The organism is Aeromonas rivuli, assembly GCF_020149575.1.
Classification (GTDB): domain Bacteria; phylum Pseudomonadota; class Gammaproteobacteria; order Enterobacterales; family Aeromonadaceae; genus Aeromonas; species Aeromonas rivuli.
Map to the genome: position 1 here is coordinate 102,501 of NZ_CP079742.1, position 25,424 is coordinate 127,924.

At 61.6% G+C, this 25,424-nt stretch carries 22 protein-coding genes and 2 rRNA genes (1 of these 24 only partly in view); 13 read left to right on the forward strand and 11 right to left on the reverse strand.

Features of this window, described 5'->3' with window-relative positions; translation table 11 throughout:
* Both KYK33_RS00440 and rrf read left to right on the forward strand, forming a co-directional pair.
* Window positions 1–640, forward strand: a 23S ribosomal RNA gene (locus tag KYK33_RS00440); it begins 2,250 nt to the left of the window's first position.
* A 126-nt stretch (window positions 641–766) separates the two neighbouring features.
* Window positions 767–881: ribosomal RNA gene (rrf, locus tag KYK33_RS00445) — 5S ribosomal RNA — on the forward strand.
* 215 nt (window positions 882–1,096) lie between these two features.
* On the opposite strand, the gene KYK33_RS00450 is transcribed toward rrf, so the two are convergent.
* The 3 genes from KYK33_RS00450 to ilvY all read right to left on the reverse strand — a co-directional run bounded on the left by KYK33_RS00450 (window position 1,097) and on the right by ilvY (window position 4,933).
* Window positions 1,097–3,673, reverse strand: a complete 2,577-nt coding sequence (locus tag KYK33_RS00450; RefSeq protein ID WP_224431691.1) for a bifunctional acetate--CoA ligase family protein/GNAT family N-acetyltransferase — start codon at window positions 3,671–3,673, stop codon at window positions 1,097–1,099.
* A gap of 74 nt (window positions 3,674–3,747) precedes the next feature.
* On the reverse strand, window positions 3,748–3,939 hold the full coding sequence (locus KYK33_RS00455) for a hypothetical protein (RefSeq protein WP_224431692.1): 192 nt from the start codon (window positions 3,937–3,939) through the stop codon (window positions 3,748–3,750).
* A gap of 100 nt (window positions 3,940–4,039) precedes the next feature.
* The gene (gene ilvY, locus KYK33_RS00460) at window positions 4,040–4,933 is read right to left on the reverse strand and encodes an HTH-type transcriptional activator IlvY (protein WP_042039838.1); all 894 of its coding nucleotides are present in this window, start codon (window positions 4,931–4,933) and stop codon (window positions 4,040–4,042) included.
* A 246-nt stretch (window positions 4,934–5,179) separates the two neighbouring features.
* Between ilvY and ilvC the strand changes: the two genes are divergently transcribed.
* The gene (gene ilvC, locus KYK33_RS00465) at window positions 5,180–6,661 is read left to right on the forward strand and encodes a ketol-acid reductoisomerase (RefSeq protein WP_042039839.1); all 1,482 of its coding nucleotides are present in this window, start codon (window positions 5,180–5,182) and stop codon (window positions 6,659–6,661) included.
* A 129-nt stretch (window positions 6,662–6,790) separates the two neighbouring features.
* Here ilvC and pgi read toward each other — a convergent pair whose 3' ends face one another.
* On the reverse strand, window positions 6,791–8,440 hold the full coding sequence (gene pgi / locus KYK33_RS00470; RefSeq protein ID WP_224431693.1) for a glucose-6-phosphate isomerase: 1,650 nt from the start codon (window positions 8,438–8,440) through the stop codon (window positions 6,791–6,793).
* 347 nt (window positions 8,441–8,787) lie between these two features.
* Here pgi and KYK33_RS00475 point away from each other — a divergent pair, with 347 nt between their 5' ends.
* The 8 genes from KYK33_RS00475 to KYK33_RS00510 all read left to right on the forward strand — a co-directional run bounded on the left by KYK33_RS00475 (window position 8,788) and on the right by KYK33_RS00510 (window position 17,122).
* A complete protein-coding gene (locus KYK33_RS00475) occupies window positions 8,788–8,976 on the forward strand; it encodes a holin (protein WP_224431694.1) in 189 nt (62 codons plus the stop codon).
* A gap of 134 nt (window positions 8,977–9,110) precedes the next feature.
* A complete protein-coding gene (locus KYK33_RS00480; RefSeq protein ID WP_224431695.1) occupies window positions 9,111–11,489 on the forward strand; it encodes a heavy metal translocating P-type ATPase in 2,379 nt (792 codons plus the stop codon).
* A 133-nt stretch (window positions 11,490–11,622) separates the two neighbouring features.
* Window positions 11,623–12,012 carry a Cu(I)-responsive transcriptional regulator gene (cueR, locus tag KYK33_RS00485; protein WP_042039842.1) on the forward strand — a complete coding sequence of 130 codons (390 nt, stop codon included), beginning with the start codon at window positions 11,623–11,625 and terminating at the stop codon, window positions 12,010–12,012.
* A 174-nt stretch (window positions 12,013–12,186) separates the two neighbouring features.
* Window positions 12,187–13,341, forward strand: coding sequence for a GGDEF domain-containing protein (locus KYK33_RS00490; protein ID WP_224431696.1), 1,155 nt, complete (start codon window positions 12,187–12,189; stop codon window positions 13,339–13,341).
* 29 nt (window positions 13,342–13,370) lie between these two features.
* On the forward strand, window positions 13,371–13,634 hold the full coding sequence (locus KYK33_RS00495) for a YihD family protein (protein WP_042039844.1): 264 nt from the start codon (window positions 13,371–13,373) through the stop codon (window positions 13,632–13,634).
* Between the two features lie 196 nt (window positions 13,635–13,830).
* On the forward strand, window positions 13,831–15,282 hold the full coding sequence (gene ccoG / locus KYK33_RS00500; protein WP_224431697.1) for a cytochrome c oxidase accessory protein CcoG: 1,452 nt from the start codon (window positions 13,831–13,833) through the stop codon (window positions 15,280–15,282).
* An 86-nt stretch (window positions 15,283–15,368) separates the two neighbouring features.
* Window positions 15,369–16,358: a serine/threonine protein kinase gene (locus KYK33_RS00505; protein ID WP_224431698.1), complete on the forward strand. Its 990-nt coding sequence runs from the start codon at window positions 15,369–15,371 to the stop codon at window positions 16,356–16,358.
* 155 nt (window positions 16,359–16,513) lie between these two features.
* Entirely contained in the window at window positions 16,514–17,122 is a 609-nt protein-coding gene (locus KYK33_RS00510) for a thiol:disulfide interchange protein DsbA/DsbL (protein ID WP_042039847.1), read from the forward strand.
* Between the two features lie 83 nt (window positions 17,123–17,205).
* On the opposite strand, the gene phnE is transcribed toward KYK33_RS00510, so the two are convergent.
* The 5 genes from phnE to KYK33_RS00535 form a co-directional block, all read right to left on the reverse strand.
* Window positions 17,206–18,759, reverse strand: coding sequence for a phosphonate ABC transporter, permease protein PhnE (phnE, locus tag KYK33_RS00515; protein WP_224431699.1), 1,554 nt, complete (start codon window positions 18,757–18,759; stop codon window positions 17,206–17,208).
* Window positions 18,753–19,535 carry a phosphonate ABC transporter ATP-binding protein gene (locus tag KYK33_RS00520; protein ID WP_224431700.1) on the reverse strand — a complete coding sequence of 261 codons (783 nt, stop codon included), beginning with the start codon at window positions 19,533–19,535 and terminating at the stop codon, window positions 18,753–18,755. Before KYK33_RS00520 ends, phnE begins: the two co-directional genes overlap by 7 nt.
* Window positions 19,532–20,377, reverse strand: a complete 846-nt coding sequence (locus KYK33_RS00525) for a putative selenate ABC transporter substrate-binding protein (protein ID WP_224431701.1) — start codon at window positions 20,375–20,377, stop codon at window positions 19,532–19,534. The genes KYK33_RS00520 and KYK33_RS00525 overlap by 4 nt, the downstream gene beginning before the upstream one ends.
* Before the next feature lie 187 nt (window positions 20,378–20,564).
* Window positions 20,565–21,743 carry a nicotinate phosphoribosyltransferase gene (pncB, locus tag KYK33_RS00530; RefSeq protein ID WP_224432911.1) on the reverse strand — a complete coding sequence of 393 codons (1,179 nt, stop codon included), beginning with the start codon at window positions 21,741–21,743 and terminating at the stop codon, window positions 20,565–20,567.
* 46 nt (window positions 21,744–21,789) lie between these two features.
* Window positions 21,790–22,416: a nicotinamidase gene (locus KYK33_RS00535; RefSeq protein ID WP_224431702.1), complete on the reverse strand. Its 627-nt coding sequence runs from the start codon at window positions 22,414–22,416 to the stop codon at window positions 21,790–21,792.
* A 74-nt stretch (window positions 22,417–22,490) separates the two neighbouring features.
* On the opposite strand from KYK33_RS00535, the gene KYK33_RS00540 reads away from it, so the two are divergent.
* Window positions 22,491–23,141, forward strand: a complete 651-nt coding sequence (locus KYK33_RS00540) for an NUDIX hydrolase (RefSeq protein ID WP_042039853.1) — start codon at window positions 22,491–22,493, stop codon at window positions 23,139–23,141.
* Between the two features lie 23 nt (window positions 23,142–23,164).
* Window positions 23,165–23,638, forward strand: a complete 474-nt coding sequence (locus tag KYK33_RS00545) for a DUF523 domain-containing protein (RefSeq protein ID WP_224432912.1) — start codon at window positions 23,165–23,167, stop codon at window positions 23,636–23,638.
* Here KYK33_RS00545 and KYK33_RS00550 read toward each other — a convergent pair.
* Window positions 23,581–24,525 (reverse strand): acyltransferase, encoded by a 945-nt coding sequence (locus tag KYK33_RS00550; RefSeq protein ID WP_224431703.1) that lies wholly within the window; start codon window positions 24,523–24,525, stop codon window positions 23,581–23,583. The two genes, KYK33_RS00545 and KYK33_RS00550, sit on opposite strands and share 58 nt — an antisense overlap.
* Window positions 24,519–25,424, reverse strand: a complete 906-nt coding sequence (locus KYK33_RS00555) for an acyltransferase (protein WP_042039858.1) — start codon at window positions 25,422–25,424, stop codon at window positions 24,519–24,521. The genes KYK33_RS00550 and KYK33_RS00555 overlap by 7 nt, the downstream gene beginning before the upstream one ends.

Genomic DNA, 25,424 nt, shown 5'->3' on the forward strand with positions numbered 1-25,424 from the left:
CAAAGAGTAACGGAGGAGCACGAAGGTTGGCTAATCCTGGTCGGACATCAGGAGGTTAGTGCAATGGCATAAGCCAGCTTAACTGCGAGACGGACAGGTCGAGCAGGTACGAAAGTAGGTCATAGTGATCCGGTGGTTCTGAATGGAAGGGCCATCGCTCAACGGATAAAAGGTACTCCGGGGATAACAGGCTGATACCGCCCAAGAGTTCATATCGACGGCGGTGTTTGGCACCTCGATGTCGGCTCATCACATCCTGGGGCTGAAGTCGGTCCCAAGGGTATGGCTGTTCGCCATTTAAAGTGGTACGCGAGCTGGGTTCAGAACGTCGTGAGACAGTTCGGTCCCTATCTGCCGTGGGCGTTGGATGATTGAAGGGAGTTGCTCCTAGTACGAGAGGACCGGAGTGAACGAACCTCTGGTGTTCGGGTTGTCACGCCAGTGGCACTGCCCGGTAGCTAAGTTCGGAATCGATAACCGCTGAAAGCATCTAAGCGGGAAGCGAGCCCTGAGATGAGTCATCCCTGACCCCTTGAGGGTCCTAAAGGGCCGTTGGAGACCACAACGTTGATAGGTGGGGTGTGTAAGCGCGGCGACGTGTTGAGCTAACCCATACTAATTACCCGTGAGGCTTAACCATACAACACCCAAGAAGTGTTCTGAGACTTGTAGCAAGTGCGAGACTACTTACCTAATTCAGTGATAGCGACCAGGCAATAGCCAATCAGTCGTTACTCACGTCAGCTTTCCGAGATTGAAGTTTTTGCCTGGCGGCCATAGCGCCGTGGACCCACCTGATCCCATGCCGAACTCAGAAGTGAAACGCGGTAGCGCCGATGGTAGTGTGGCATTCGCCATGCGAGAGTAGGACACTGCCAGGCTCCTAATTACGATCACAGCAATGTGATTGGCCACAAATGCAGACGCATTTGGCTGGTAGCAAGACCCTGAAGCCCGCTCTCACGAGCGGGCTTTTTTCATGCCTGAAATGTGTTGTGACAGCACATCGGCGCCCCCATTCAACGGGCTGGCAGGTGCTTGCCAGCGGATCTGCCGAGCCAGACCGCCATGCTGAGCTAACCGATGGGAGCTAGGTTTATTCTCCTGACTCGCCACACGGCAGCAGCATCTCCACCACCCCCTCTTCCAGCTGCATATCGATGCGAAAACCGAGCCGCTTGGCGAGCTTGATCATGCCCTGGTTGATGGGCATCGTCATACCGGACAACTGGCCTATCTGAGCCTCCTTGGCATAGCGGATGATCTTCTCCATCAGCAGGGTGCCCAGCCCCAATCCTTTCAGATCTGACCTGACTAATATTGCGAACTCGGCATCTCGCTTGTCCGGGGTGGAGATGGCACGCACCACCCCCAGGATTTGCTGATCAAAGACACCCCCTTGCCCTACCGCGACGAAGGCCATCTCCCGGTCGTAATCGATTTGAGTCATGCGGGCCAGCTCCTCATGACCGAGTTCTCCCACGTCGGCGAAGAAGCGTTTGTATCTGTCCTCATCGGAGACCTGCAATACGAACTGCTTATGGGCCGGTTCGTCTTCGGGACGGATCGGGCGCAGCAGGACATGGCTGCGATCTTTTAGCCAGGCCCCCTCTTCAAGCTCTGTGGGATAGGGTCGTATGGCGAGTGTGCTACTGGCTGCGCTCGGCTGGTCATGGAGGATCAGGCTGGCATCGAGCACCACCATCTCGTCGCCACAGGCCTGCAGCGGGTGGAGATCCAGCTCGTGGATCTCGGGGAAGGCGAGCAGCAACTCGGAAAGCTGACACAGTACCTGGGCCAGGGCCATGATATCGAGTCGCTCCGGGCTCGCTTGTTCCCTGATCTTGCGGCTCTTGAGGGCTTCGATTATTTGATAGCGGGCCAGAGCCTGATTGAGAGGGGGCAGGGCGGCCACCATCTCCCGGGGCTCGGCCCCGGACTCTCCCAGCAGTATCACGGGGCCAAATACCGGATCCTGCTGAATGCGGATCCTCAACTCCAGCCCCCCGCTCCGCCTGGCCATGCGTTGTACCAGCAACCCCTCGATCCTTGCGCCCGGATCATGCTGACGTACTCGGTCCAGGATGGCATCGGCGGCCTGGGCCACCTCGCTTGAGGTGCGCAGGTTGAGCATGACTCCGTGTACCGATGATTTGTGGGCTATGTCTTGGGATCTCAACTTGACCGCTACCGGGTAGCCAATCTGCTCGGCGGTCAGGGTTGCCTCTATGGCATCGGTGACTATCCAGGTGGGCAGGGTGGTCAGTCCGCTCGCTTGCAGCAGGGGCTGCACCAGATGGGTATCCAACCTGTACTGTTTGCGGCTCAGGGCCTGCTGGATCAATTTCTTGCAGAGGGCCAAGTCCACTCTGTCCCCCTGCAGGGAGGCGGGCGTTTCCATCAACTGTTTCTGGTTGCGGCGATATTCCACCATGTGCATAAAGGCGTTGACCGCACTTTCGGGCGTGCGATAGGTGGGGATGCCCGCCTCGTTGAACAGTCGCCTGCCCTCCTGGGCGGAGAACTCCCCCGCCCAGTTGGTCAGCAGATTGAAGCGTCTGGCTCTGGGGTGTTGCTTGAGGTAATCGATGAGGTTGCGGGCCAGCTCCACGCCTCGAGCCGTGAGGGAGGGGGCATGGATCAGCAAGATGGCATCGGCCTCATCCCCCTGCAGCACGTTGTCGAGGGCATCCTGATAGGCCTGGATATCGGCGTCGCTGCCGATGTCGAGGGGGGCGGCCGCCAGCTTGCCACCACGCTCTTGCAGCACATCGGCTGCCATATTGGCCAGGCCGCGGCCATTGGAGATGATGGCCAGCCGCTCCCCCTTGAGGTGCAACGAATGATTGAGTGTTTCCACGGCGGCAAACAGCTCGTGGGTGTCGCGCACCCGCAGCATGCCGGCGCGACGAATGGCCGCGTCATAGACGTTATCCAGGCCGTGGCTCGGATCGTGGCGACCACTCTTGAGCACCAGGATGGGCTTGTTGCGCGAGGCCGCTCGCGCCGCTGAGAGAAAGTGGCGGGCATCATGCAGCTTGTCCATGTAGAGCAGGATGGCGCGGGTTGTGCCGTCTCGGGAGAGCTGATCGAGCAGTTGGCCAAAGTCGATGTCGCAGTGATCCCCAAGGGAGATGAAGGCGGAGAAACCGACCTCATGTTGCTTGGCCCAATCGAGAATGGTGGTGCTCACCGCCGCAGACTGGGAGAGAAACGCGACCTGACCAGGCTTGGCGGCGATGGGGGAGAAGCTGGCATTGATGCCTTGGCCAGGCAGCAGCATGCCCATGCTGTTGGGGCCGAGCAGGCGAATGCCGTACTGATGGCGCAAGCGTTGCAGCTCGGCACGCTCCTGGTCGCTGAAGTCGCCAGCCAGTATGATGACGGCGCCGGCCCCTCGTTGACCCAGAGCGTCAACCAGGGGTAACACCCGTTCGCGGCGGGTACAGATGATGGCAAGATCCGGCGCGAGCGGCAGGCTGGCCACATCCGGATAGGCCAGCACACCGGCGATGGCCTGGCTATCGGTGCTGACCGGCAGTATGGGCCCCTTGAACTGACCTGCCAGCAGGTGGCGGATCACCACATGGCCCGCCTTCTGGGGATTGCTCGAGGCGCCGATCACGGCGATGGAGTGCGGGGTAAAGAGACGATCCAGGCCGCTGGGTTTCATGAGGGCATCCGTTGCTGGGCACAGAGCCTCAGTCTAACCTGTCTCAGGGGCGGGTTCTGTGACCAGATGCGGTATCAACGCTTGCCGAGTTCAGCAGCCATCAGATAGAAGCGCATCTCCCCCTTGATCAGGCGCACCGCCGCCAGATGGCGGTCCTGGCGATAGATCTCCTGCTCCTGTTCCAGGCAGGCGCGGGGCAGGCCCATGCTCTGCAAGTACTCTTCAAACAACACCGGGCTCCTGATTTCGACGAGGTGATCCTTCATGGCGACTCCTTGGGTCTCCTTGAGTGAGGGGAGCCTAGTGTAGTCAAAGGGGGGGACGGTGATAGCTGTCAGATCTGTCATCACACAGGCCAGGCAGAGGCTAACCGTAGTTGTGCTGGCCCTTGGCTGTATCCCAAAACGCCTTGACCAGGGGCTCATCGAGCCGCTTCTTGAGCACTCCCATGCCCACATCAAACGGCTTGAGGGCCGGCTTGGGTTCGACGATGCGTACCTTTTCCCCCATGGGGCTGTGGTCTATGACGGCGGCGGGCACCAGACCCACGCCACAGCCAAGGGCCACCATGGCGACTATCCCCTCGTTACCTGCGACCTCGGCATAGATGTTGGGGGCGATGCCCTTGTTGCGAAACCACTGATCGCAGCGTTTGCGAGCCAGGCCCTGCTCGGAGAGGATGAGCGGCAACCGCTCCCAGTCCGGCTCGCCATGGCGGAACCACTGGCTGAGCTGGGGGGCGGCCCGCGGCGCGATAAAGACCAGGGGCACTTGCTGCAGGCTGGCAAATTCCAGCTTGGCGGGCAGGGCGTCGGGGCGGGCGGCGATGGCGATGTCGACCTCTTCACTGAGGATCTTGTCGACTGCCAGGGCCGGGTCCCCGGTCTCCAGCTTGATCTCGAGCTGAGGATAACGACGGCGGAAGCGTTCCAGCACATCGGGCAACAGGAAGTAGCTGGCGGTGACAGAGCAGAATACCCGCAGTCGCCCCTGCAGGGGTTCGTCACTGCGCTTGAGTTCCAGGCGTAACCTGCGCCACTCCTGCATCAGATTGCCGCCGAACTCGCGCAGCTTCTCCCCGGCTGGGGTGAGCCGCACGCTGCGGTTGTCCCGCTCGAACAAGATGCAGCCGGTTTCCTGCTCCAGGCGCTGGATGGCGCGGCTCAGGGTGGAGGGGCTGACCGCCATGGCATCGGCACTCTTGCCAAAGTGCAAGCTGTCGGCGAGGTGGAGAAACAGCTCGAGATTACGAAGATCCATCTTTCAACTCCTGCGTCGGCCTGTGGTGACGAATATAAGGGTGCGGACAATGTCTCCCAGACATGGCTGTAGAGGGAAACACGGCGTGGGATAGTGCAGGTTAACATTTCAATTTATGCAACGTACTGTTTCGAATATATCAGTTCAGGCAATATCTGTCCCGCGCTATAGTGGTTTGGTCAAGGCCCATAGCGGCACGGAATCACGCCCATAGCGGCTTGGAATTAATTGAACGGAGCAATCACCATGGCTAACTATTTCAACACCCTGAACCTGCGTCAGCAGCTGGCCCAGCTGGGCAAGTGTCGTTTCATGCAACGGGCCGAATTCGCCGACGGCTGCCAGGTACTGAAGGGCAAGAAGGTGGTGATTGTGGGCTGTGGCGCCCAGGGCCTGAACCAGGGCCTGAACATGCGTGACTCCGGGCTGGATATTTCCTACGCACTGCGCAAGGCAGCCATCACCGAGAAACGTGCCTCCTGGCAGAAAGCCACCGACAACGGCTTCGTGGTCGGTACCTATGAAGAGCTGATCCCGAGCGCCGATCTGGTGCTGAACCTGACCCCGGACAAGCAGCACGCCGACGTGGTGAAAACCGTGATGCCGCTGATGAAACAGGGCGCGACCCTGGGTTACTCCCACGGCTTCAACGTGGTCGAAGAGGGTCAGCAGATCCGCGCCGACATCACTGTGGTCATGGTGGCGCCCAAGTGCCCGGGCACCGAAGTACGCGAAGAGTACAAGCGTGGTTTCGGTGTGCCGACCCTGATTGCCGTCCACCCGGAGAACGATCCTAAAGGCGAAGGCATGGCCATCGCCAAGGCATGGGCCTCTGCGACCGGCGGCGACCGTGCCGGCGTGCTGGAATCCTCCTTCGTGGCGGAAGTGAAATCCGACCTGATGGGCGAGCAGACCATCCTCTGTGGCATGCTGCAGGCCGGTTCCCTGCTCTGCTACGACAAGCTGGTTGCCGAGGGCGCCGATAAAGCCTACGCCGGCAAGTTGATCCAGTTCGGTTGGGAGACCATCACCGAATCCCTGAAGCAGGGTGGCATCAGCCTGATGATGGACCGCCTCTCCAACCCGGCCAAGCTGCGTGCCTTCGAGCTCTCCGAGCAGCTGCGCACCCTGATGCGCCCGCTGTTCGAGAAGCACATGGATGACATCATCGGCGGCGAATTCTCCCGCGGCATGATGGCCGACTGGGCCGAAGACGATGCCAAGCTGTTCGGCTGGCGTGAAGAGACCGGCAAGTCCGCCTTCGAGAATGCCCCGGCGTTTGCTGGCAAGATTGCCGAGCAGGAGTACTTCGACAACGGCGTGGTCATGGTGGCCATGGTCAAGGCGGGGGTAGAGCTGGCGTTCGAGACCATGGTCGCGTCCGGCATCTATGAAGAGTCCGCCTACTACGAATCCCTGCACGAGCTGCCGCTCATCGCCAACACCGTCGCCCGCAAGCGTCTGTATGAGATGAACGTGGTCATCTCGGATACCGCCGAATACGGTAACTATCTGTTTGCCAACGCCGCCGTGCCGCTGCTGCGCGAACACTTCATGCCGACCCTGCAGGCCGGTGATCTGGGTGCCAGCAAGGCTGACAGCCAGAGCGTCGATAACCTGGCGCTGCTGGCCGCGAACGAGGCGACCCGCAACCATCCGATCGAACAGATCGGCCATGTGCTGCGCGGTTATATGAAAGACATGAAGCGTATCGCCGTCGGCGGCTAAGCTTCTTCAGGGTGGGGGTGACGACTCCTGCCCGCTGACTGGCCTGGACACCCGATCAGCACAGTATCAGTGCCAATAAAAAGCCCCGCTCGATGAGCGGGGCTTTTGCATGCAGTCAACGCCGGGACATCAGGCCTTCCAGGCTTTCCAGGTGTTGATCAGACCATTGGTCGAGCTGTCGTGGCTGGTGACGGCACTGTCGCCGCTCAGCTCAGGCAGGATCTGGTTGGCGAGCTGTTTGCCGAGCTCTACCCCCCACTGGTCGAAGCTGAAGATGTTCCAGATTGCGCCTTGCACGAAGATTTTGTGTTCGTACATGGCGATCAGGCTACCCAGCGTCTTCGGGGTCAGGCTCTTGAACAGTATGCTGTTGGTCGGGCGGTTGCCTTCAAACACCTTGAAGGGGGCCAAGGCTTGCGCCTCCGCCTGGCTCTTGCCCGCGGCCAGCAGTTCGCCAATCACCTGATCCTGATGCTTGCCAAAGGCCAGGGCCTCGGTCTGGGCGAAGAAGTTGGCCAGCAGTTTCGGGTGATGGTCACCGATAGGGTTGTGGCTGATGGCCGGCGCCAGGAAATCACAAGGGATCAGCTTGGTGCCTTGGTGGATCAGCTGGTAGAAGGCGTGCTGGCCGTTGGTGCCCGGCTCACCCCAGATGATGGGGCCTGTCTGATAGTCGACCTTGTTGCCATCGCGATCCACGTACTTGCCGTTGGATTCCATGTTGCCCTGCTGGAAGTAGGCGGGGAAGCGATGCATGTACTGATCGTAGGGCAGGATGGCCTCGGACTCGGCGCCATGGAAGTTGTTGTACCAGAGGCCGATCAGCGCCAGCAGCACAGGCACGTTCTGCTCATAGGAGGCGGTGGCGAAGTGCATGTCCATTTCGAAGGCGCCTTGCAGCAGGGCCTCGAAGTGCTCGAAACCGAGGGAGAGGGCGATGGGCATGCCGATGGCAGACCAGGAGGAGTAGCGGCCGCCGACCCAGTCCCAGAATTCGAACATGTTGTCGGTGTCGATGCCGAACTCGGCCACGGCCTTGCCGTTGGTGGAGAGGGCGGCGAAGTGTTTGGCCACGTGGGCCTTGTCACCGGCGATGTTGATGAACCAGTCCCGGGCGCTCAGGGCGTTGGTCATGGTTTCTTGGGTGGTGAAGGTCTTGGAGGCCACCAGGAACAGGGTGGTTTCCGGATCGATCTGCTTGAGGGTCTCGGCGATGTGGGTGCCATCGACGTTGGAGACAAAATGCATCTGCAGGTGGTTTTTGAAGGGACGCAGCGCCTCGGTGATCATCACCGGGCCCAGATCCGAACCGCCGATACCAATATTGACCACATGCTGGATTGCCTTGCCGGTATAGCCCTTCCACTCGCCGGCGATGACCTTGTCACAGAAGGCTTTCATCTTGGCCAGCACGGCGTTCACTTCCGGCATCACATCCTTGCCGTCGCACTCAATCGGGCGATCGGAGCGGTTGCGCAGGGCGGTGTGCAGCACGGCACGGCCCTCGGTCTGGTTGATCTTGTCGCCGTTGAACATGGCATCGATGGCACTGCGAAGGTCAGTCTCTTTGGCCAGATCAATCAGCAGCTTGAGAGTCTGCTCGGTGATCAGGTTCTTGGAGTAGTCGACCAGGATGTCGCCGCCAAAGGTGAGGGAGAACCTGTCAAAGCGCTTGGCATCCTTGGCAAACAGCTCCTTGAGCTGCATCTTGCCCTCTGCGGCGAAGTGAGCATCCAGAGCCTGCCAGGCCTGGGTCCGGGTTGGATTGATATTTTTCATAGGATTCCTGAGATTCCAAATTGTATTTGAACCTTGCAGGCAAGGTTCCCGCCAAACCTTATTATTGTGGTTAGTATACCGAGCCGGTGAGTGGACTCATGTAACAGAGTGTCTCGCCCTGGCCGCACCCAGTTTACATTCAAAACCCCCGAATTATGAGCCAGCCCTGTGGCGGTGGCATTGAGCCTGCTCATCTTTTATCCGGCTTGTGTCGTTGGGGATCGGGTCAGGGTGGGTCCGTTTGCACATTTATTGCGCCAGATCAGCGTGAGTCCAGCCTGGCGTGGTTACGCTTTGACCACAAGGATCCAGGTCTCCCATGGATGGCCACGCCCGAGGAGATTGATATGAAATCCACCCTGTCCCTGTTTGCCCTTAGCCTGATAGCCACCGGTCTCATTGGCCTGTTGACACTGTTGGTCGCCCGCCTGAGCCCCTCCCTCGATGTGCGAGTACTGGCGGTCATGGGCGCCATGCTCGGCGGCTATCTGCTGGCTCGTCCGCTGCTCAACCGGGTGGCTCGTCACCTGGTCTGAGCGATAACCCCGGCAGTTGGGGCGAGGAGATGCGTATTTCGATGACGAGGCTTTGCCTCGTTATTTTTTATGCTTGAGCTTCCCCTTACAGTAAAGGTTAAGGTTGCTGCACAGTGAGTCGCAGGAGGCTTATCATGACCATATCCATCCAGGTGCCGATCCGCGGCATGAGTTGTGCCAACTGTGCCAGCCGCATAGGAACGGCACTTAACCGGATCGACGGTGTCGAGGCCAGTGTCAATTTCGCCCTGGAGCAGGCCGCCGTGGCACTGCAGAGCGAGACGCAACTACCCGAAGTCGTGGCGAGCATTCGCCAGCAAGGCTATGAGGTGCCAAGCGAGGGAGTCGATTTTCAGGTGAGCGGCATGAGCTGCGCCGCCTGTGCCAGCCGCATCGAGCGTGCCCTCGCGGCGCTGCCGGGCATAGAGTCGGCCGAGGTCAACTTCGCCACCGAACTGGCTCGGCTCAGGCTGCTGCCCGGCTTGCTGAGCCCGGCCGCGGTGCGGGATCAGATAGTGGCGTTGGGCTTTGGTGCCGAACTGGTACGCGGCAGCGTGACCTCGCGCCAGCAACAGTTGCAGGCCCGGGAGGCACAGGAGCGCACAGAGGCGAAGCGGGCGCTGGGTCAGGTGGTGATCGCCGCCCTGTTGACCCTGCCGCTGCTCATGGGGATGTTCACCATGGCAGGCTTGTTGAGCTGGCATCTGCCCGCCTGGGCCGAGTGGGCGCTGGCGACCCCGGTGCAGTTCTGGATAGGGGCGCGCTTCTATCGTGGGGCCTGGCTGGCGTTGAAAAACAAGGCCGCCAACATGGATGTACTGGTCGCGACCGGTACCAGCGCCGCGTATTTCTATAGCCTCTACCTCTGGTTGAGTCTGGGGGCCGAGGCTTCTGGCCACCTCTATTTCGAGGCGAGCGCCCTTATCATCACCCTCATCTCGCTGGGCAAGCTGCTCGAGACCCGCGCCCGGCGCAGCACCCAGTCAGCCATCCGCGAGCTGATGGCGCTGAGGCCCGATACTGCAACCCTGTTACGGGGGGAGGAGTGGGTCAGCGTCTCCGTGGACGAGGTGTTGCGAGGGGACACGCTGCGGGTGCTGGTCGGTGAGCGGGTGCCGGTGGATGGTCGCATCATCCAGGGGAGCAGCGAGCTGGACGAATCCATCCTCACCGGTGAGAGCATGCCGGTGCTGCGGGGGGTTGGCGATGCGGTGCTGGGCGGCGCCATCAATGGTTCCGGGGTGTTGACCATCCAGGCCACCACTGTGGGTGAGGACTCCAGCCTCAGCAAGATCATCGCCCTGGTCGAGCGCGCCCAGATGGGCAAGGCGCCATTGCAGCAGCTGGTCGATCGCGTCTCGGCCGTGTTCGTGCCGGTGGTGATGGTGATTGCCCTGCTCACCCTGCTGCTGTGGTGGGTGTGGGCAGGTGACTTTGGTCAGGCCCTGTTGGCGGCGGTGGCGGTGCTGGTCATTGCCTGCCCCTGCGCCCTGGGGTTGGCCACGCCAGCCGCCATAGTGACCGGCACCGGGGTGGCTGCGCGTCACGGCATACTGATCAAGGACGTGGATACCCTGCAGAAGGCCCATGCCATCAAGGCGCTCATCTTCGACAAGACGGGCACCCTGACCGAAGGCAGGCCAGTGCTGCAGAGCTGGAGTGGTGATGCGGACTCCCTGCGGCTGGCGGCGGCCCTGCAACAGGCGAGCGAACATCCCCTGGCCCGGGCCATGGTCGAGACGCAAGGCGAGCTGGCGCTGCCCGATCCCCGAGAGGTCGAGGTGCGGATCGGGGCCGGTATTCAGGGGGGGGTCGAGGGGCACAGGGTCGCGATTGGCAATCCTGCGTTGATGGCGACCCTGGGGCTGGTGGTCGAAGTGCCCGAGAGTCTGGATGGGGCGACCCGGGTCTGGGTCGCCATCGATAATACCCTGGCCGGGGTAGCGGTGCTGGCAGACAAGCTGCGCCCCGAGAGCCGGCCGGCGGTCGCCGAGCTGGCATCACGGGGCATCGAGAGTTGGCTGGTCAGTGGCGATGCCGCGGCTCCCGTGGCACATATCGCCGCCAAGTTGGGGCTGACCGGGGCCTTCGACTCCGTCCTGCCGGATGGCAAGGTGGCCAAGGTTGAGGCGCTGCGTGAGCAGGTCCAGGGGTTGGTGGCCATGGTGGGGGACGGGGTGAACGATGCCCCCGCGCTGGCCGCGGCCGATGTTGGCATTGCCATGGGGTCGGGATCGGATGTGGCGATGGAGACGGCCTCCATCACCCTGATGCGAGCGGATCCACGGCTGGTTGCCGATGCCATCGACATCTCGGCGGCCACCTGGCGCACCATACGCCAGAACCTGTTCTGGGCCTTCGCCTTCAACGTGATCGGCATTCCCCTGGCGGCGCTGGGTTATCTGAGCCCCGAACTGGCAGGGGCGGCCATGGCCCTGAGCAGCGTGATGGTGCTGAGCAACTCGCTCTTGCTCAAGCGTTGGCAGCCCAAGGCCGGGCGGGCATCACGCTGAGCCGCGTGACAGTGCAGCTTACATGTTTGGGTGAACACAGTGACGATGGGGCGGGGGATGACCCGGCCTGCTCGTTCGATGTTGCAACAGTACGCCGGCCGCCAGTGGCGCAGCCGGCAATCAGGAGTCAGTCATGAATATCAGCAAGGCCGCTCAGGCCACAGGCCTCAGTGCCAAGACCATCCGTTATTACGAGAGCATTGACCTTATCACCCCCCCTCAGCGCAGCGATAACGGCTATCGCAGCTATGGGGAGGAGACGGTGCGCGAGCTGCATTTCGTCAAGCGAGCGCGGGAGACCGGCTTCAACCTGGAGGAGTGTCAGGAGTTGCTGGCGCTCTATCGCGACAAGCACAGAAGCAGTGCTCAGGTGAAGAAGCTGGCTCAGGAGAAGATCGTCGATCTGCGCGATCGCATCAAGGGGCTGCAGGCCATGCTGACCAGCCTGGAGGGTCTGGTGACCTGCTGTCACGGGGATGACAGACCCGATTGTCCCATCCTCGACGAACTGGAGAAGGGGTGAGCCATCACCTGGGACGACATGTAGTTAAAATGTTGATTGTTATGTATTTTGTTGAGAATTAGACTGCGCTGGCAGCGGCCTTGACTGACTGAGTGGTTAATAACTGGCCGTTTGTTGTTGGCTGCCGGGGGCTGGGATAGACTATGCGGCCATCGCAAATGGAGTACCTTCCCCTTGAGCCAGAGTGTGACACGACAGGTCAGGCAAGCCATCATGGCTCAGCTCTATACCCATGCCTCGTTCAGTCTGCCCTGTCTGGCGCTGTTGGCCCTGGGATGGGCGCTGCTGTTCCATGATTACCTGCCCGCCATCGAGGCGCTGACCTGGCTGGGCATGGTGCTGTTGACGCTCTGTGGCCGGGGATGGCACCTGCGCTGGCGTCAGTCCCGGCTCGATACTACCCCCCTGGCCCTGCTCGAGCGGGAGCTGTTCATCGGGGTGACCATCACCTCCATCGTCTGGGCCCTCGGCGTATTGCTCTATATGGGTCAGCTGCCCGACGCCTATCGCGCCGCCATGATGATGCTGACCAGCCTGATCCTGACCGGCAGCGCCATCATGTTGTTTGGTAGCCGACGTGCCTTCTATGGCGCCATGTTGCCCCTGGGACTCGCCATCTTGTTCGAGCTGGCGCAGGGCAATGAGCAGGAGCGGATCGTCGCCTGCATGCTCTCGGGCTATCTGTTTGTGTTCCTGCCGACCCTGCTGCGCCGTCTGCGCCGGGATCAGGCCACCTCCCTCTATCATCGTTTTTCCAATGCCAATCTGGTCGCCGAACTCAAGATTGTCTCGGAACATCTCAAGCTCACCTCGCGCCGTGACGGTTTGACTGGCATCGCGAATCGCGCCCATCTGGATCACTGTCTGGCCAAGGCGTGGCGCCGTTGTCATCGGGCTCAGGCGCCACTCTCCCTGGTGCTGATAGACGTGGATTATTTCAAGCAATTCAACGATCACTACGGCCATCAGTCCGGTGATGAGTGTCTGCAACAGGTTGCAGCCCTGCTCGGCAAGGTGCCGCGCCGCGAAGATGATCTGGCTGCTCGTTATGGGGGGGAGGAGTTTGCCCTCTTGCTGCCTTGCACCAGCATGCAAGGCGCCTTGCAGGTGGCTCAGCAGGTGCGTGATGCCCTCAAGCAGATCCAGATCCCCCATCAGAAGTCGCTGGTCTCTGGCCAGGTGAGCTGCAGCTTCGGGGTGGCAACCCTGGTGCCGGATAACCACTTCGAAATTACGGATTTAGTGCAGAAAGCGGATGCGGCCCTCTATCAGGCCAAGCATAATGGCCGGGATCGGATCGAAGTCGCCTTGATGGGTAAGGTGGCTTGACTCATTACTGACAGATAAAGAGGTCGTCTATGCAATGTCATCGTATCGAAGAGCTGCTCGAGCTACTGCAACCCGCCTGGGTCAAGGAGCAGGATCTCAGCCTGGTGCAATTCGTGGCCAAGCTGGCCGAAGAGGCTGGCTTCAAGGGCTCGCTCTCCGAGCTGACCGATGACATGCTGATCTACCACCTCAAGATGCGCGATGCCGACAAGCAGGCGATGATCCCGGGTCTGGCCAAGGACAGCGTGCCAGACTTCAAAGAAGCCCTGCTCAAGGCGCGTGGCATCAAGTGATCCCCGCTCGACCTGGCTCGCAGGGTCGGGTTTCAAGAGAATCTGAAAGAAAGGCGCATGGTCAACTGGCAATGGGCCTTTTTTGTTGCTGAAAATTGCGACAGCGCTCCAATATTCAACAGATCAAACCCACACTGTTAGCAGGCTGTTTAAGATATAATCCGCGCCATAACAATTACTGGAGTGATGGGTAGCAATGGCCGACCAGGAGAAGATCGACATCAAGGATGTCACCGACACAGGCGTGACCGGGAGCTTCAACCCGAATGCCTTCAAGTCGAGCGACGACAGGTTCAATCCGGGCAATCGTATCTATGTGCGGGCCCAGACTGGCCGCTGGCAGCGATTGCGCAAGCTGATGGGCTGGTTCTTCATGGTGCTCTTCGTCGCCCTGCCCTGGCTGCGTTATGACGGCCGACAGGCCATCTTGTTCGATATCGGCAACCAGCAGTTCCATATCTTCGGCGCCACCATCTGGCCTCAGGATCTCACCCTGCTCGCCTGGGTGTTCATGATTGCCGCCTTCGCCCTCTTCTTCGTGACCACCTTCCTGGGGCGGGTCTGGTGTGGCTATCTCTGCCCGCAGACGGTGTGGACCTTCATGTTCATCTGGTTTGAAGAGAAGTTCGAGGGCTCGGCCAACAAGCGCCGCAAGCTGGACGCGTCCCCCTGGAATACGGACAAGCTGCTGCGCAAAGGCGCCAAGCACCTGGCCTGGATCCTGCTGTCGCTCGGCACCGGGCTGACCTTCGTGGCCTACTTCCAGGATGCCACTGCGCTGATACCCGAGTTTTTCACCGCTTCAGCCTCCGGCTGGGTTGCCTTCTGGGTCATCTTCTTCGCCGCCTGCACCTATGGCAACGCGGGCTGGATGCGCGCCATCATGTGCATCCACATGTGCCCCTATTCCCGCTTCCAGTCCGCCATGTTCGACAAGGACACCTTCATCGTCGGTTATGACACCAAGCGCGGCGAGAACCGGGGTCCCCGTCCCCGCAAGGTGGATCCCAAGACCCTGGGCCTGGGGGATTGCATCGACTGTGATCTCTGCGTGCAGGTCTGCCCGACCGGCATCGATATCCGTGACGGCTTGCAATACGAGTGCATCAACTGCGGCGCCTGCGTCGATGCCTGTGATAACACCATGGAGCGCATGGGCTACGAGAAGGGGCTGATCAGCTACACCACGGAGCACAAGCTGGAGCACGACAGCACCCATGTGGCGCGGCCCAAGCTGCTGGGCTATGGCCTGGTGATGGTGATCATGTTGGGGGTGTTCGCCTACAACGCCATGTCCATCATGCCCATGGGGCTCGACATCATCCGGGATCGCAACCAGCTGTTCCGCGAGAACAGTGAGGGTCTGATAGAGAACACCTATACCCTCAAGATCCTCAACAAGACCCTCCATGCCCAGGTCTTCGAGCTGGATGTGGAGGGGCTGCCCGAGCACCAGTGGTTCGGTCCGCGGGAGGTGACTCTGAAGGCTGGCGAGATCTATACCCTGCCCATCAGCCTGGCCGTGGATCCCTACAACCTGAAACGGCCGACCCTGGATATCCAGTTCGTGCTCAGGCGGGCCGATGCGGCCCCTGATGATGGCAAGGCAGAGCTGCGTCAGGCCAGCAAGTTCATCAGCCGATTGTGAGGATGATATGACGCAAATGGCGGGCCAGTTTCGCCAATCATTTGCCGGGGTAATGATAGAATGGGGCGCATCGGCGCCCCTTTCTCATGGTGGATCTCATGCGTTTCAACTATTCCGACCTCAATCCCGATCTCATCCTGGATGCCCTGGACCTCAGTGGTCTGCGTGTCGATTCCGGTCTCATCGAGCTCAACAGCTATGAAAATCGGGTCTACCAGTTTCAGGATGAGGATCGGCGCCGCTATGTGGTGAAGTTCTACCGGCCAGGGCGCTGGAGCCGGGCCCAGATCCTGGAGGAGCATGGCTTTGCCGCCGCCCTGAACGAGGCCGAGATCCCGGTGGCGGCTCCCATCGCCTTCGCGGGGGAGACGCTGCTCGAGCATCAGGGCTACGGTTTCGCCATCTGGCATAGCGTTGGTGGGCGCCAGTTCGAGGTGGATAATCTGGAGCAACTGGAGTGGGTGGGCCGCTACCTGGGCCGTATCCACAGCATCGGCGCCACTCGCCCCTTCCAGCACCGGGTTCGCCTCGATGTAGAGAGCATGCTCCATGAGCCGCGTGCCCTGCTGGCGGAGGGGGAGTGGTTGCCGAGCGGTCTGGCCCGGGAGTTCTTCGGCCTGCTCGACGAGCTGACCAAGCATGTGACCGATGCCCTGCGCCTCGATGTGGCGCAGATAGCCCTGCACGGCGACTGCCACCCGGGCAATATTCTCTGGCGCGATGGCCCCATGTTCGTCGATCTCGACGACAGCCGCACCGGGCCCGCCATTCAGGATCTCTGGATGCTGCTCTCGGGGGAGCGTAGCGAGCAGCTTATCCAGCTCGATACCCTGTTGGCCGGTTATGAGGAGTTCATGGAATTTGACCACCGTGAACTGGCGCTGATAGAGCCCCTGCGCGCCATGCGCATGGTGCACTACATGGGGTGGCTGGCACGGCGCTGGGAGGATCCGGCCTTCCCCCGCCACTTCCCCTGGTTCAATACCGAGCACTACTGGCGCAGCCAGATCGCCAGCCTGCATGAGCAGTTGGCGGCCCTGAGTGCGCCTCCCCTGACCCTGACACCGGGTTGGTGACGCCTGAGCCGGCGATTGCCATAGTGCCGCATCATGACAGGGCTTGCCCTGCGGCCCCCCTCCTTTGCCATTGACGCCGGGAGGGGGACGCAATAGGCTTGGTCTGCTTCGGTTCTCCGGGCGTGCCTCACTGCTTCCCCTTAACAGGAAACATCATGAAAAAAATACTGTGCTTTCTTGCTGCCATGCTGATGATACCCATGGTTCACGCCGCCCCTGAGTTCAAGGAAGGCGTCAACTATGAGGTAGTCAAACAGACTGGCAGTGCTCAGCCTGAGGTCATGGAGTTCTTCTCCTACTTCTGCCCTCACTGCTTCAAGTTCGAGCCGATCGTGGACGATCTGCAGAAGAGCCTGCCGGAAGGGGTGACCCTGAAGAAGAACCCGGTCGCCTTCCTGGGTCGCGAGATGGGCCCCGAGCTGCAGCGCGCCTATGCGGTTGCCAATCTGCTCAAGGCTGAAGAGAAGCTGACCCCAGCCATCTTCGATGCCATCCACGTCAAGCGTCAGGTGCCCCAGAGCCGCAACGATGTGGAGAAAATCTTCGTCGACAACGGTGTACCGGCCGAAGAGTTCACCGGTGCCGTGGACAGCTTCGCCGTCTCCGGCATGGTCTCCCAGTTCGATCGCAACACCGAGACCTACAACGTGCGTGGCGTACCGGCCTTCCTGGTCAACGGCAAGTACATGGTGAAGATTGAATCCATCACCTCCCAGGAGCAGTTCAATCAGCTGGTGAAATTCTTGCTCGCCAAGAAAGACTGATTGCCCTGACCCTGATAAAACGCCCGCCGGTGCAAACCGGCGGGCGTTTTTTTATGGGGGATTGAGCCGGATGCCTCAGGGGGTCAGACCTGGCAGTCCCGTTGCTGGCGCGAGATGCTGGGCAAGCGGGTGCGGCGGCTGAGCTCCTCGGCCAGCCAGACCAGCAAGAGGATAGCGAGCAGCAGGGTGGCGGCCTGATCGTAGCGAAACAGGCTCAGGGAGACATAGAGCTGCTGACCCAGGCCACCGGCGCCGACCACGCCCAGAATGGTGGCGGCGCGCAGGTTCATCTCGCCGCGATAGAGGCTGTAGGCCAGCCACTGTTGCCACACCATGGGCTGCAGGCCGTACCAGAAGCTGACCAGCCGCCCGGCCCCTGCCAGCTGCAGGGCGCGGCGCGGCCCCTGATCCGCATTCTCCAGGGTCTCCACAAAGAGCCGGGCCAAGACGCCTGTGGTGTGCAGGGTCAGTGCCAGCACACCGGCGACCGGTCCCAGCCCCACGGCAATCACCAGCAGGCTGGCAAAAATCAGTTCGGGGATGGATCGCAGCAGGTTGAACAGCAGGCGCAGCGGCCAGAACTGGCGTGCCAGCACGGCCAGTCCCATGGCGAGCAGGGCACTGAGCAGGGTGCTGAGCAGCGCCATCTGCAGGGTGTCGACCAGGCCGTGGGCCACCAGGGTGAGGAAGGCGGGAGACCAGTCCGGTTGCAGGAACTCGGCCAGGAAACGACCCATGCCGCCGAAGGAGAGGCTCAGGGTACGCCAGTCGAGCAGTACACCGGCTCCCAGACAGGCGAGCAGCAGCAGGGTGCAGAGCAACAGGCCGGGGGAGCGGCTGTGGCGCAGCCAGGCGCTCAGGCCATCGGCCAGCACGACCAGGGCCACGAAGGCCAGCAGCAGGGTGGCCACTTCACCGCCGGCGAACATGCGTAGGGAGAGTTCGAGCTGCTGACCCAGACCACCGGCCCCCACGAATCCCATGATGACGGAGGCGCGCAAGGCACACTCCCAGCGATAGACGGTGTAGGAGAGCAGCTCCTGACGCACCGCGGGCAGCACGCCGTAACAGAGTGCCTGCAAGCGTCCTGCGCCACTGAGCAGCAGGGCCCGGGCCGGTTGCAGGGCGCCGCTCTCCATGATCTCGTTGTAGACCTTGGCCAGCATGCCACCGTAGCTGACCGAGATGGCCAGGATGGCCGCCATGGGGCCAAGCCCCGACAGACGCACGAACAGCAGCGCCCAGATAAGTTCGGGCAGGCTGCGCAGCAGGATGGCGATGAAGCGGCACAGCGCCCGCAGGCCGCTGCGCAGAGGGGCGGGCAGGGCGCCTATCCGTGACAGGGAGAGCGCCCGCGATCCCAGCAGGGCGAAGGGCACCCCGAGCAGGAGGGCGCCGAACAGTCCCAGAGTAGCCACCGCCAGGCTCTCCAAGGTGGCCTTGAGGGTCAGGGTGAGGAAGTCGCCATCCAGACGCGGTGGCCAGCTGTGGGCGGCGAAGTTGCCCATCTGCTGCCAACTCGCGGGCTCGAACAGCGCGCGCCAGCTGGCGGCATCTTGCCAGAGACCGTAGAGCGCCAGCAGCAGGAGCCAGCCCCAGGGGCTACGCAGGGTCAGGCGGGAGCGGGAGGCTAGCACGATGGCACCGGGTCGGATCCCAGGCTGCCCGGCGACTCGTTGTCATAGAGCTCGGCCAGCATGGCGGGGCTGACTGCCTCGGCGGCGCAGTCGAACAGGATGCGGCCCTGACGCAGGCCTATGATGCGCGGGAAGTGACTCAGGGCCAGATCCACCGCATGAAGGCTGGTAATGAGCGTGCTGCCTCGCTCCCTTGCCTGCTGTTGCAGGGTAAGGATGCAGGCTTGCGCCAGCACGGGATCGAGCGCCGAAACGGGCTCGTCCGCCAGCATCAGATCCGGGTTTTGATAGAGCACCCGGGCGATGCCGACCCGCTGCAGCTGGCCGCCGGAGAGCTCGCCACAGGGTTGCTGCAACTTGTCCGCCAGGGACAATCGCGCCAGCTCGGTGCGGGCGCCAGCGGGATCGCAGGGACGCAACAGGGAGAGCAGTGCCTTGGCCAGTGACCACTGACCGAGCCGACCCGCCAGCACGGCGGTGATGACGGACTGGGAGGGGGGCAGGGGCGGCGCCTGCCAGATCATGCCGATGCGGCTGCGCAGCCGTTGCCGCGCCCGGCTCGAGAGCTGCCAGGGATCCTGCTGCCACAGCAGCAGGGCCCCCGGATGGTCTGCTCTGAGTTCGGTGGCGAGCAGGCGCAGCAGACTGGTCTTGCCCGCGCCGCTCGGCCCTATGATGGCGACCCGCTCCCCGGCCTGGATCTGCACGTCGATCGCTGCCAGCACGGGCAGATCACCGAGTCGCAGGCTGGCCTGACGCAGGTCAACGGCAATCACTTCAGCAGGTCCGCCTGGACGGCGGCGGCTTCGATACCCTGGTAGTTCTCGGGTTTGGTTTCGATGAAGCGGCTGGCCCGTTGCAGTTTCAGGATCTCGGCCTGGGCAGGCACCTTGGGATCCAGCTTGAGGAAGGCCTGCTTGATCTTGGCTTGCAAGGCGGGATCCATGCCGCCGCGCACCGTCCAGTTGTAGTCAAAGTAGGTCGGCGTGGTCCAGATAACCTTCACCTTCTTGGTGTCTACCTTGCCCTCTTCCAGCAACTTGTCCCAGACCGAGGCGTTGAGGGCACCCGCTGGCACCTTGCCGGAGGCGACCCAGGCGACGGTGGCGTCATGGGCGCCGGAGAAGGCGACGTGGGCGAAATCTTTTTCAGGATTGATCCCCTCTTCGGCCAGGAAGTGGCGCGGCATCAGGTGGCCCGAGGTGGATGAGGGAGAGCCGAATGCGAAGTCCTTGCCTTTCAGATCGGCGAGGGTCTCGATACCGCTGTCGGCGTTGGCAATGAACTTGGAGGTGAACTGGGCATCTTCCGCCCGTTGTACCAGCGGGATGACGCCGTTTGCACGGCGATGGGCCTGCACATAGGTGAAACCGCCCAGCCAGGCCATGTCTATCTTGCCCGCAGCCAGGGCCTCCACCACGGCGGCGTAGTCATTGACCGGGACGAACACCACCTCGCGGCCGGTCTGCTCGGCCAGATAGTCACCCAGAGGGGCGAACTTGCGTTGCAGCTCGGTCGGCGCCTCGTCGGGGATGGCGGAGACCCGCAGCGGCTCGACGGCGCTGGCCCCCAGGCTGGCGAAGAGGGCGGTGAGGGGAAGTATCCATTTCTTCAGCATGTGACTTTCCTTTGGTAGCTAACGATTGGGCGGCAAGGTGATGGACAAAGAGAAGGCCCGATGGACGTCGGACCTTGGAATGGGCATATGGTATGCATCCTGGGGCGCGGATGCCAGTTCGGCCCCCATTTATCCCGCCTTTGTTGCTCTGCATGCACTGGCCGTTGCGCCTGAGCGATGGGATGGCTCAGCGGGGCAGATGGAAGGCTTGCTTGAGATGGCGCACGAAGTCCGCATCCCGGCAGAGGGTCTTGCCCGGACTGTCGGAGATCTTGGCGACCGGGCCGCCGTTGCACTCCATCAGCTTGAAGACGATGTTCATCGGGCTCACCCCCGGCAGATCGCAGGTGAGCTGGGTGCCGATGCCGAAGCTGGTGTTGATGCGGCCGCGGAAGTGCCGAAACAGCGCCACCGCCTTGTCGAGGTTGAGGCCGTCGGAGAAGACCAGGGTCTTGCTGGCCGGATTGATGCCGAGCCGCTGGTAGTGGCTGATGGCCTTCTCGCCCCACACCACGGGGTCGCCGGAGTCATGGCGCAGCCCCTGATAACGGCTGGCCAGCTCGAAATCGAAGTCGTGCAGGAAGGCATCCATGGTGATGCAGTCGGTCAGGGCGATGCCGAGGTGACTGCTGAACTCGTCCAGCCAGCTGGTGAGGGCGGCACGCTGGCTCTGGGCCAGGGGGAAGCCGAGCTGCTGGTGGGCCTGGAACCACTCGTGGGCCTGGGTGCCGACCGCAGGCAGGTCATATTTCTGGGCCAGTTGATAGTTGCTGGTGCCGCGAAAACAGGGCAGGCGCTCCTTGAGGCGGCCAACCACGGCATCCTGCACCGCCTGGGAGAAGCGGCGACGGGTGCCAAAGTCGATGAGGTTGAAATCCTGCATCTCCTCCGGACTCAAGGTGCCTTCAAGCTTGTCGATCTTCTGATCCAGTCGCACCAGGGCCTGGCTCACCCCGAATTGGGGATAGCGGAAGCGGTTGCGCATCTCGCTGATGGTGGCGAGCACCGGGATCTCCCACAGGATCACATCCTGCCAGGGGCCCTCGACCCGCACATTGATGCGGCCATCTTGCTCGAACACCTTGAGCAGGGAGGCGTCGAGGGGCTTGCGGCGCAGGTGATCCAGGTAGTCGGCACTGAAGAAGGGACGCTCGGCCAGGAACAGGCTCTGTGCCTTGCTCAGCCGCAGGGAACCGGCGAGGCGCAGTTGCTCCTCGATCTGACCCATCATGGGCAGCAGATCTTCCTCATTGCGGCTGTGGAACTCGGCCACCACCTCGGCGTCGGGATAGCGGTGATAGACCGCCTGCTGCATGTGCAGCTTGTAGGCATCGGTGTCGAGCAGGCTGGTGAGGATAGGGGGCATATGCATCAGGTTCCCGGCAGGCTGGTGGGTATGTCTAACGGACATATCAGGCATCCAGCAGGCGTTGTATATCGGTCAGGCTCCGGGCCAGCTCGGCCCCGGCCTCAGTCATCTGGACATGGGCGCTGGCAATGGTCTCGGGGGCGATGCCACGGCAGGCATCCAGATGCACTATGACGCGAAAACCGGCGCGGCGCAGCTGCAACACGCTGGTCTTGACGCAGTAGTCGGTGGCGAGGCCGCCGGCCAGCACTGTGTTGACGTTGCGACTGCGCAGAAATTCGATGAGGCCGGTGCTGCGCCGTCCGGCCAGGTCATGGTAGCAGGCGCCATAGGGGTGCAGGTCGGGTTCTATGCCCTTCCAGACGAAGAAGTCATAGTCGATGGGGGCGGGCAGGCCGTCGAGCAGCTCGAAGCCCTGCGTGCCCGGCACGCAATGGCTCGGCCAGCTGAGATCCACATTGGCGTGGGGCAGCGGCGTCAGGGGCTGGCCCGTGACCCAGAGTGGCGCTCGGGGATGGGCATCCTTGCTGCCGATGCGCAGGCTGGCCAGGGCGGCCTGGCCATTGAGGGCGGCGACTATTTCGTCTCCGCCGGGCACGGGGAGCTCGTCGGGGCAGAGGGGCGTGAACCCCTTTTGCGGGTCTATATCCAGGCTGGCGATGATTCCCATGAACGGCTCCTGCACATATTATCTATGTGATATTATCTACCAAACATTAATGGAAGGCGAGCGAGACGAGCAAGATGCCGAGCATGAGTCTGGACATGGTGGTGCTGCGTTTGAACGAAGAGCGGCTGGAGTTGCTGCTTGAGCCGCGTCAACGCCCGCCCTTTGCCCACTGTTGGCAACTGCCCGCCCGGCGGATCGACGAGCGCCGGGACCGGGATCTGGAGGATGCCTTGCAGCGGCTGCTGGCCGAGTGGGGCCTCGGGGTCTGCTATAGCGAACAGGTCTGCACCCTGGGCGATCTGGCACGGGATCCCCGCGGCTGGTCCACCACCCTGGTTTACCTCTGTCTGGTCGGCCCCGAGCTGCAAGCGAGCCGGGGCCAATGGCACCCGCTCGCCGATCTGGACCGATTGACCCTGGCATTTGATCACGATCGCCTCATTGGCAAAGGCCTGGAGCGGCTCATGATCAAGAGCCGCTACAGCACCTTGCCGGTGCAACTGCTCGGCCGTGAATTCACTCTCTCCGAGCTGCAACGGGCCTATGAGATCATCTTGCGGACCCCCATGAACACGGCGGCATTTCGCAAGCGGATCCATCGTGCCAACATCCTGGCCGACACCGGCCGCAAACGCACCGGCAAGCAGAGGCCCGCCAGCCTCTACCGGCTCGATGCCTCGCCCTGCATCCTCTTTGATCAAGTGATGCACGGCGCCGAGGTCTGAAATAACTGACAAGGATGATCATGATGGAGAAGCTGCTGGTCAGTGCCTGCTTGCTGGGGCAGCCCGTGCGTTACGACGGTCAGAGCAAGGGGATCCTCAGCGACTGGCTCACCACCCTGGGGGCCGAGGGGCGGACGCTGGCATTTTGTCCCGAGGTAGCCGGTGGTTTGCCGACCCCGCGTCCACCTGCCGAGCGCCAGGGAGAGCGGGTGATCACGGTGACGGGGCTGGATGTCACCCGCGAGTTTGACCATGGGGCCGAACTGGCCTTGGCGCTCTGCCTGCGGGAGAGGATCCGCTTCGCCCTGCTCAAGGAGGGGAGCCCCTCCTGTGGCAGCGGCCGTATCTATAATGGCCATTTCGAAGGCGTTTCCATGGCAGGAGAGGGCAAGACCACGGCCTTGCTGCGCCGCCACGGCATTCAGGTGTTCAGCGAGGATCAGTTGCCCGAGCTGGCTCTGGCACTCTCCCTGGCGGCCACCGTAGCGGGTTCCTGAGCTCGCTGCCACCCTTCCAATACCTCGTCCTTCTCCTGCCAGCGCTGGTTCAGCCATGCCTGAAAACCGCGCTTGAACTGCTTGTCGTTGAAGTAGTCGCCCATCAGCGCCTCATCCACCGGCAGCTCCTCGATGCGCACCTGAATGCGCTTCATCCGCCCCATCAGAAAGTCCTTGAACGGCGTTTTGCTGTTGTCCGGGTAGCGGATGGTGACATCGATCAGGCTGTCGAACTGCTCCCCCATGGCCGCCAGGGTGAAGGCCAGGCCTGCGGCCTTGGGCGGCATCAGATGGCGATAAGGCGAGCGGCTCTGGGCCTGCTTCTGCGCCGTGACCCTGGTGCCCTCGACAAAGTTGATGACGGTGGTGGGGAGATGGCGAAACTTCTCGCAGGCGTTGCGGGTTGTCTCGATATCCTGGCCGCGCAGGTGTGGATTGCGCAGCAAAAACTCCCGGGAATAACGGCGCATAAAGGGCATGTCCAGCCCCCAGCAGGCGAGCCCAAGCAGCGGAATATAGATGAGCTCGTGCTTCATGAAGAACTTGGGCACCGGCAATCTGTCGCGAAACAGGTGACCCAGCACCACGATGTCGGTCCAGCTCTGGTGGTTGCTGACGATGAGGTACCAGCCATCCCTGCGCAGTTGGCTGTTCTCTTCTATCTGCCACTCGATGCGGGTGGTGAGGCGGATGACGAAGGCATTGCCGCTCAGCCACAGGCGCATGATGCCGTTGTTGATGTGGCTGCAAGCGCGATCGAGGGCCGGGATCGGCAGCAGCTTGAGCAGCGACACCAGCAGGATCAGGCTGGCGCACAGGGCGGTGAATATGATGGTCAGACTGACGCTTAGCAGCAGCACCAGGGGGCCGGGTAGCAGACTTAACAAGGGCGTATCTCATCGCTCAGCAGTTGGTTCAGGGTCTGATCCTTGTCGTGCCAGATCCCGTTCAGCCACTGCTGGAAATCATGTTGAAAGGCGGGATCGTTGAAATAATCCCCCACCAGATGTTGCTCTATGGGCAGGAAGCGCACCCTGACTCGAATAGTGCCAACCCGGCCGCACATAAAATCCCAGAAGCTCGGGATCCCGCCCGGGTAACCAATGGTCACATCGACCAGCTGATGCAGTTTGCCGTCCATGGCCGCCAGGGTGAAGGCGATACCGCCCGCTCTGGGATGGAGCAGGTGACGATAGGGAGCCCTCTGCTTGTCATGCTTGTGAGCCGTGAAGCGGGTTCCCTCAACGAAGTTCATCACGCTTACCGGGATATGCTGGAACTTGGCACAGGCTTGTCGGGTTGTTTCTATATCCTTTCCCTTCAAATATGGCTTTTTTTCCAGCAACTTCTTCGAATATCGCCGCATGAAGGGAAAGTCGAGCGCCCACCATGCCAGTCCGAGAAAAGGTACCCAAATCAGCTCTTTCTTCAGGAAAAACTTCAGAAAGGGGATTTTTTGATTAAAAACCCGCTGCAGTACCAGTATGTCGACCCAGGATTGGTGGTTGGCAATCACCATATACCACTGGTTAAGGCGAGATTTGTCCAGTCCGACCACCTCGAATTGGGTCTTGGTGAGGGTTTGCTGGATCAGATTATTGAAACCAATCCAGTGACTGGCGCAGCCATCAAGCAGGGCACTGCAGCGGGTACGCCAGGGGGCGAGAGGGATCAGCAGTTTGAGCAGGGCCAATCCCAGTATGGGCATCACCCAGAACAAGGTATTGAGGAAATAGAGCAGGGTAGAGAGGCTGCCACGCAGGCTCTCTATCAGCTTGTTTTTCAT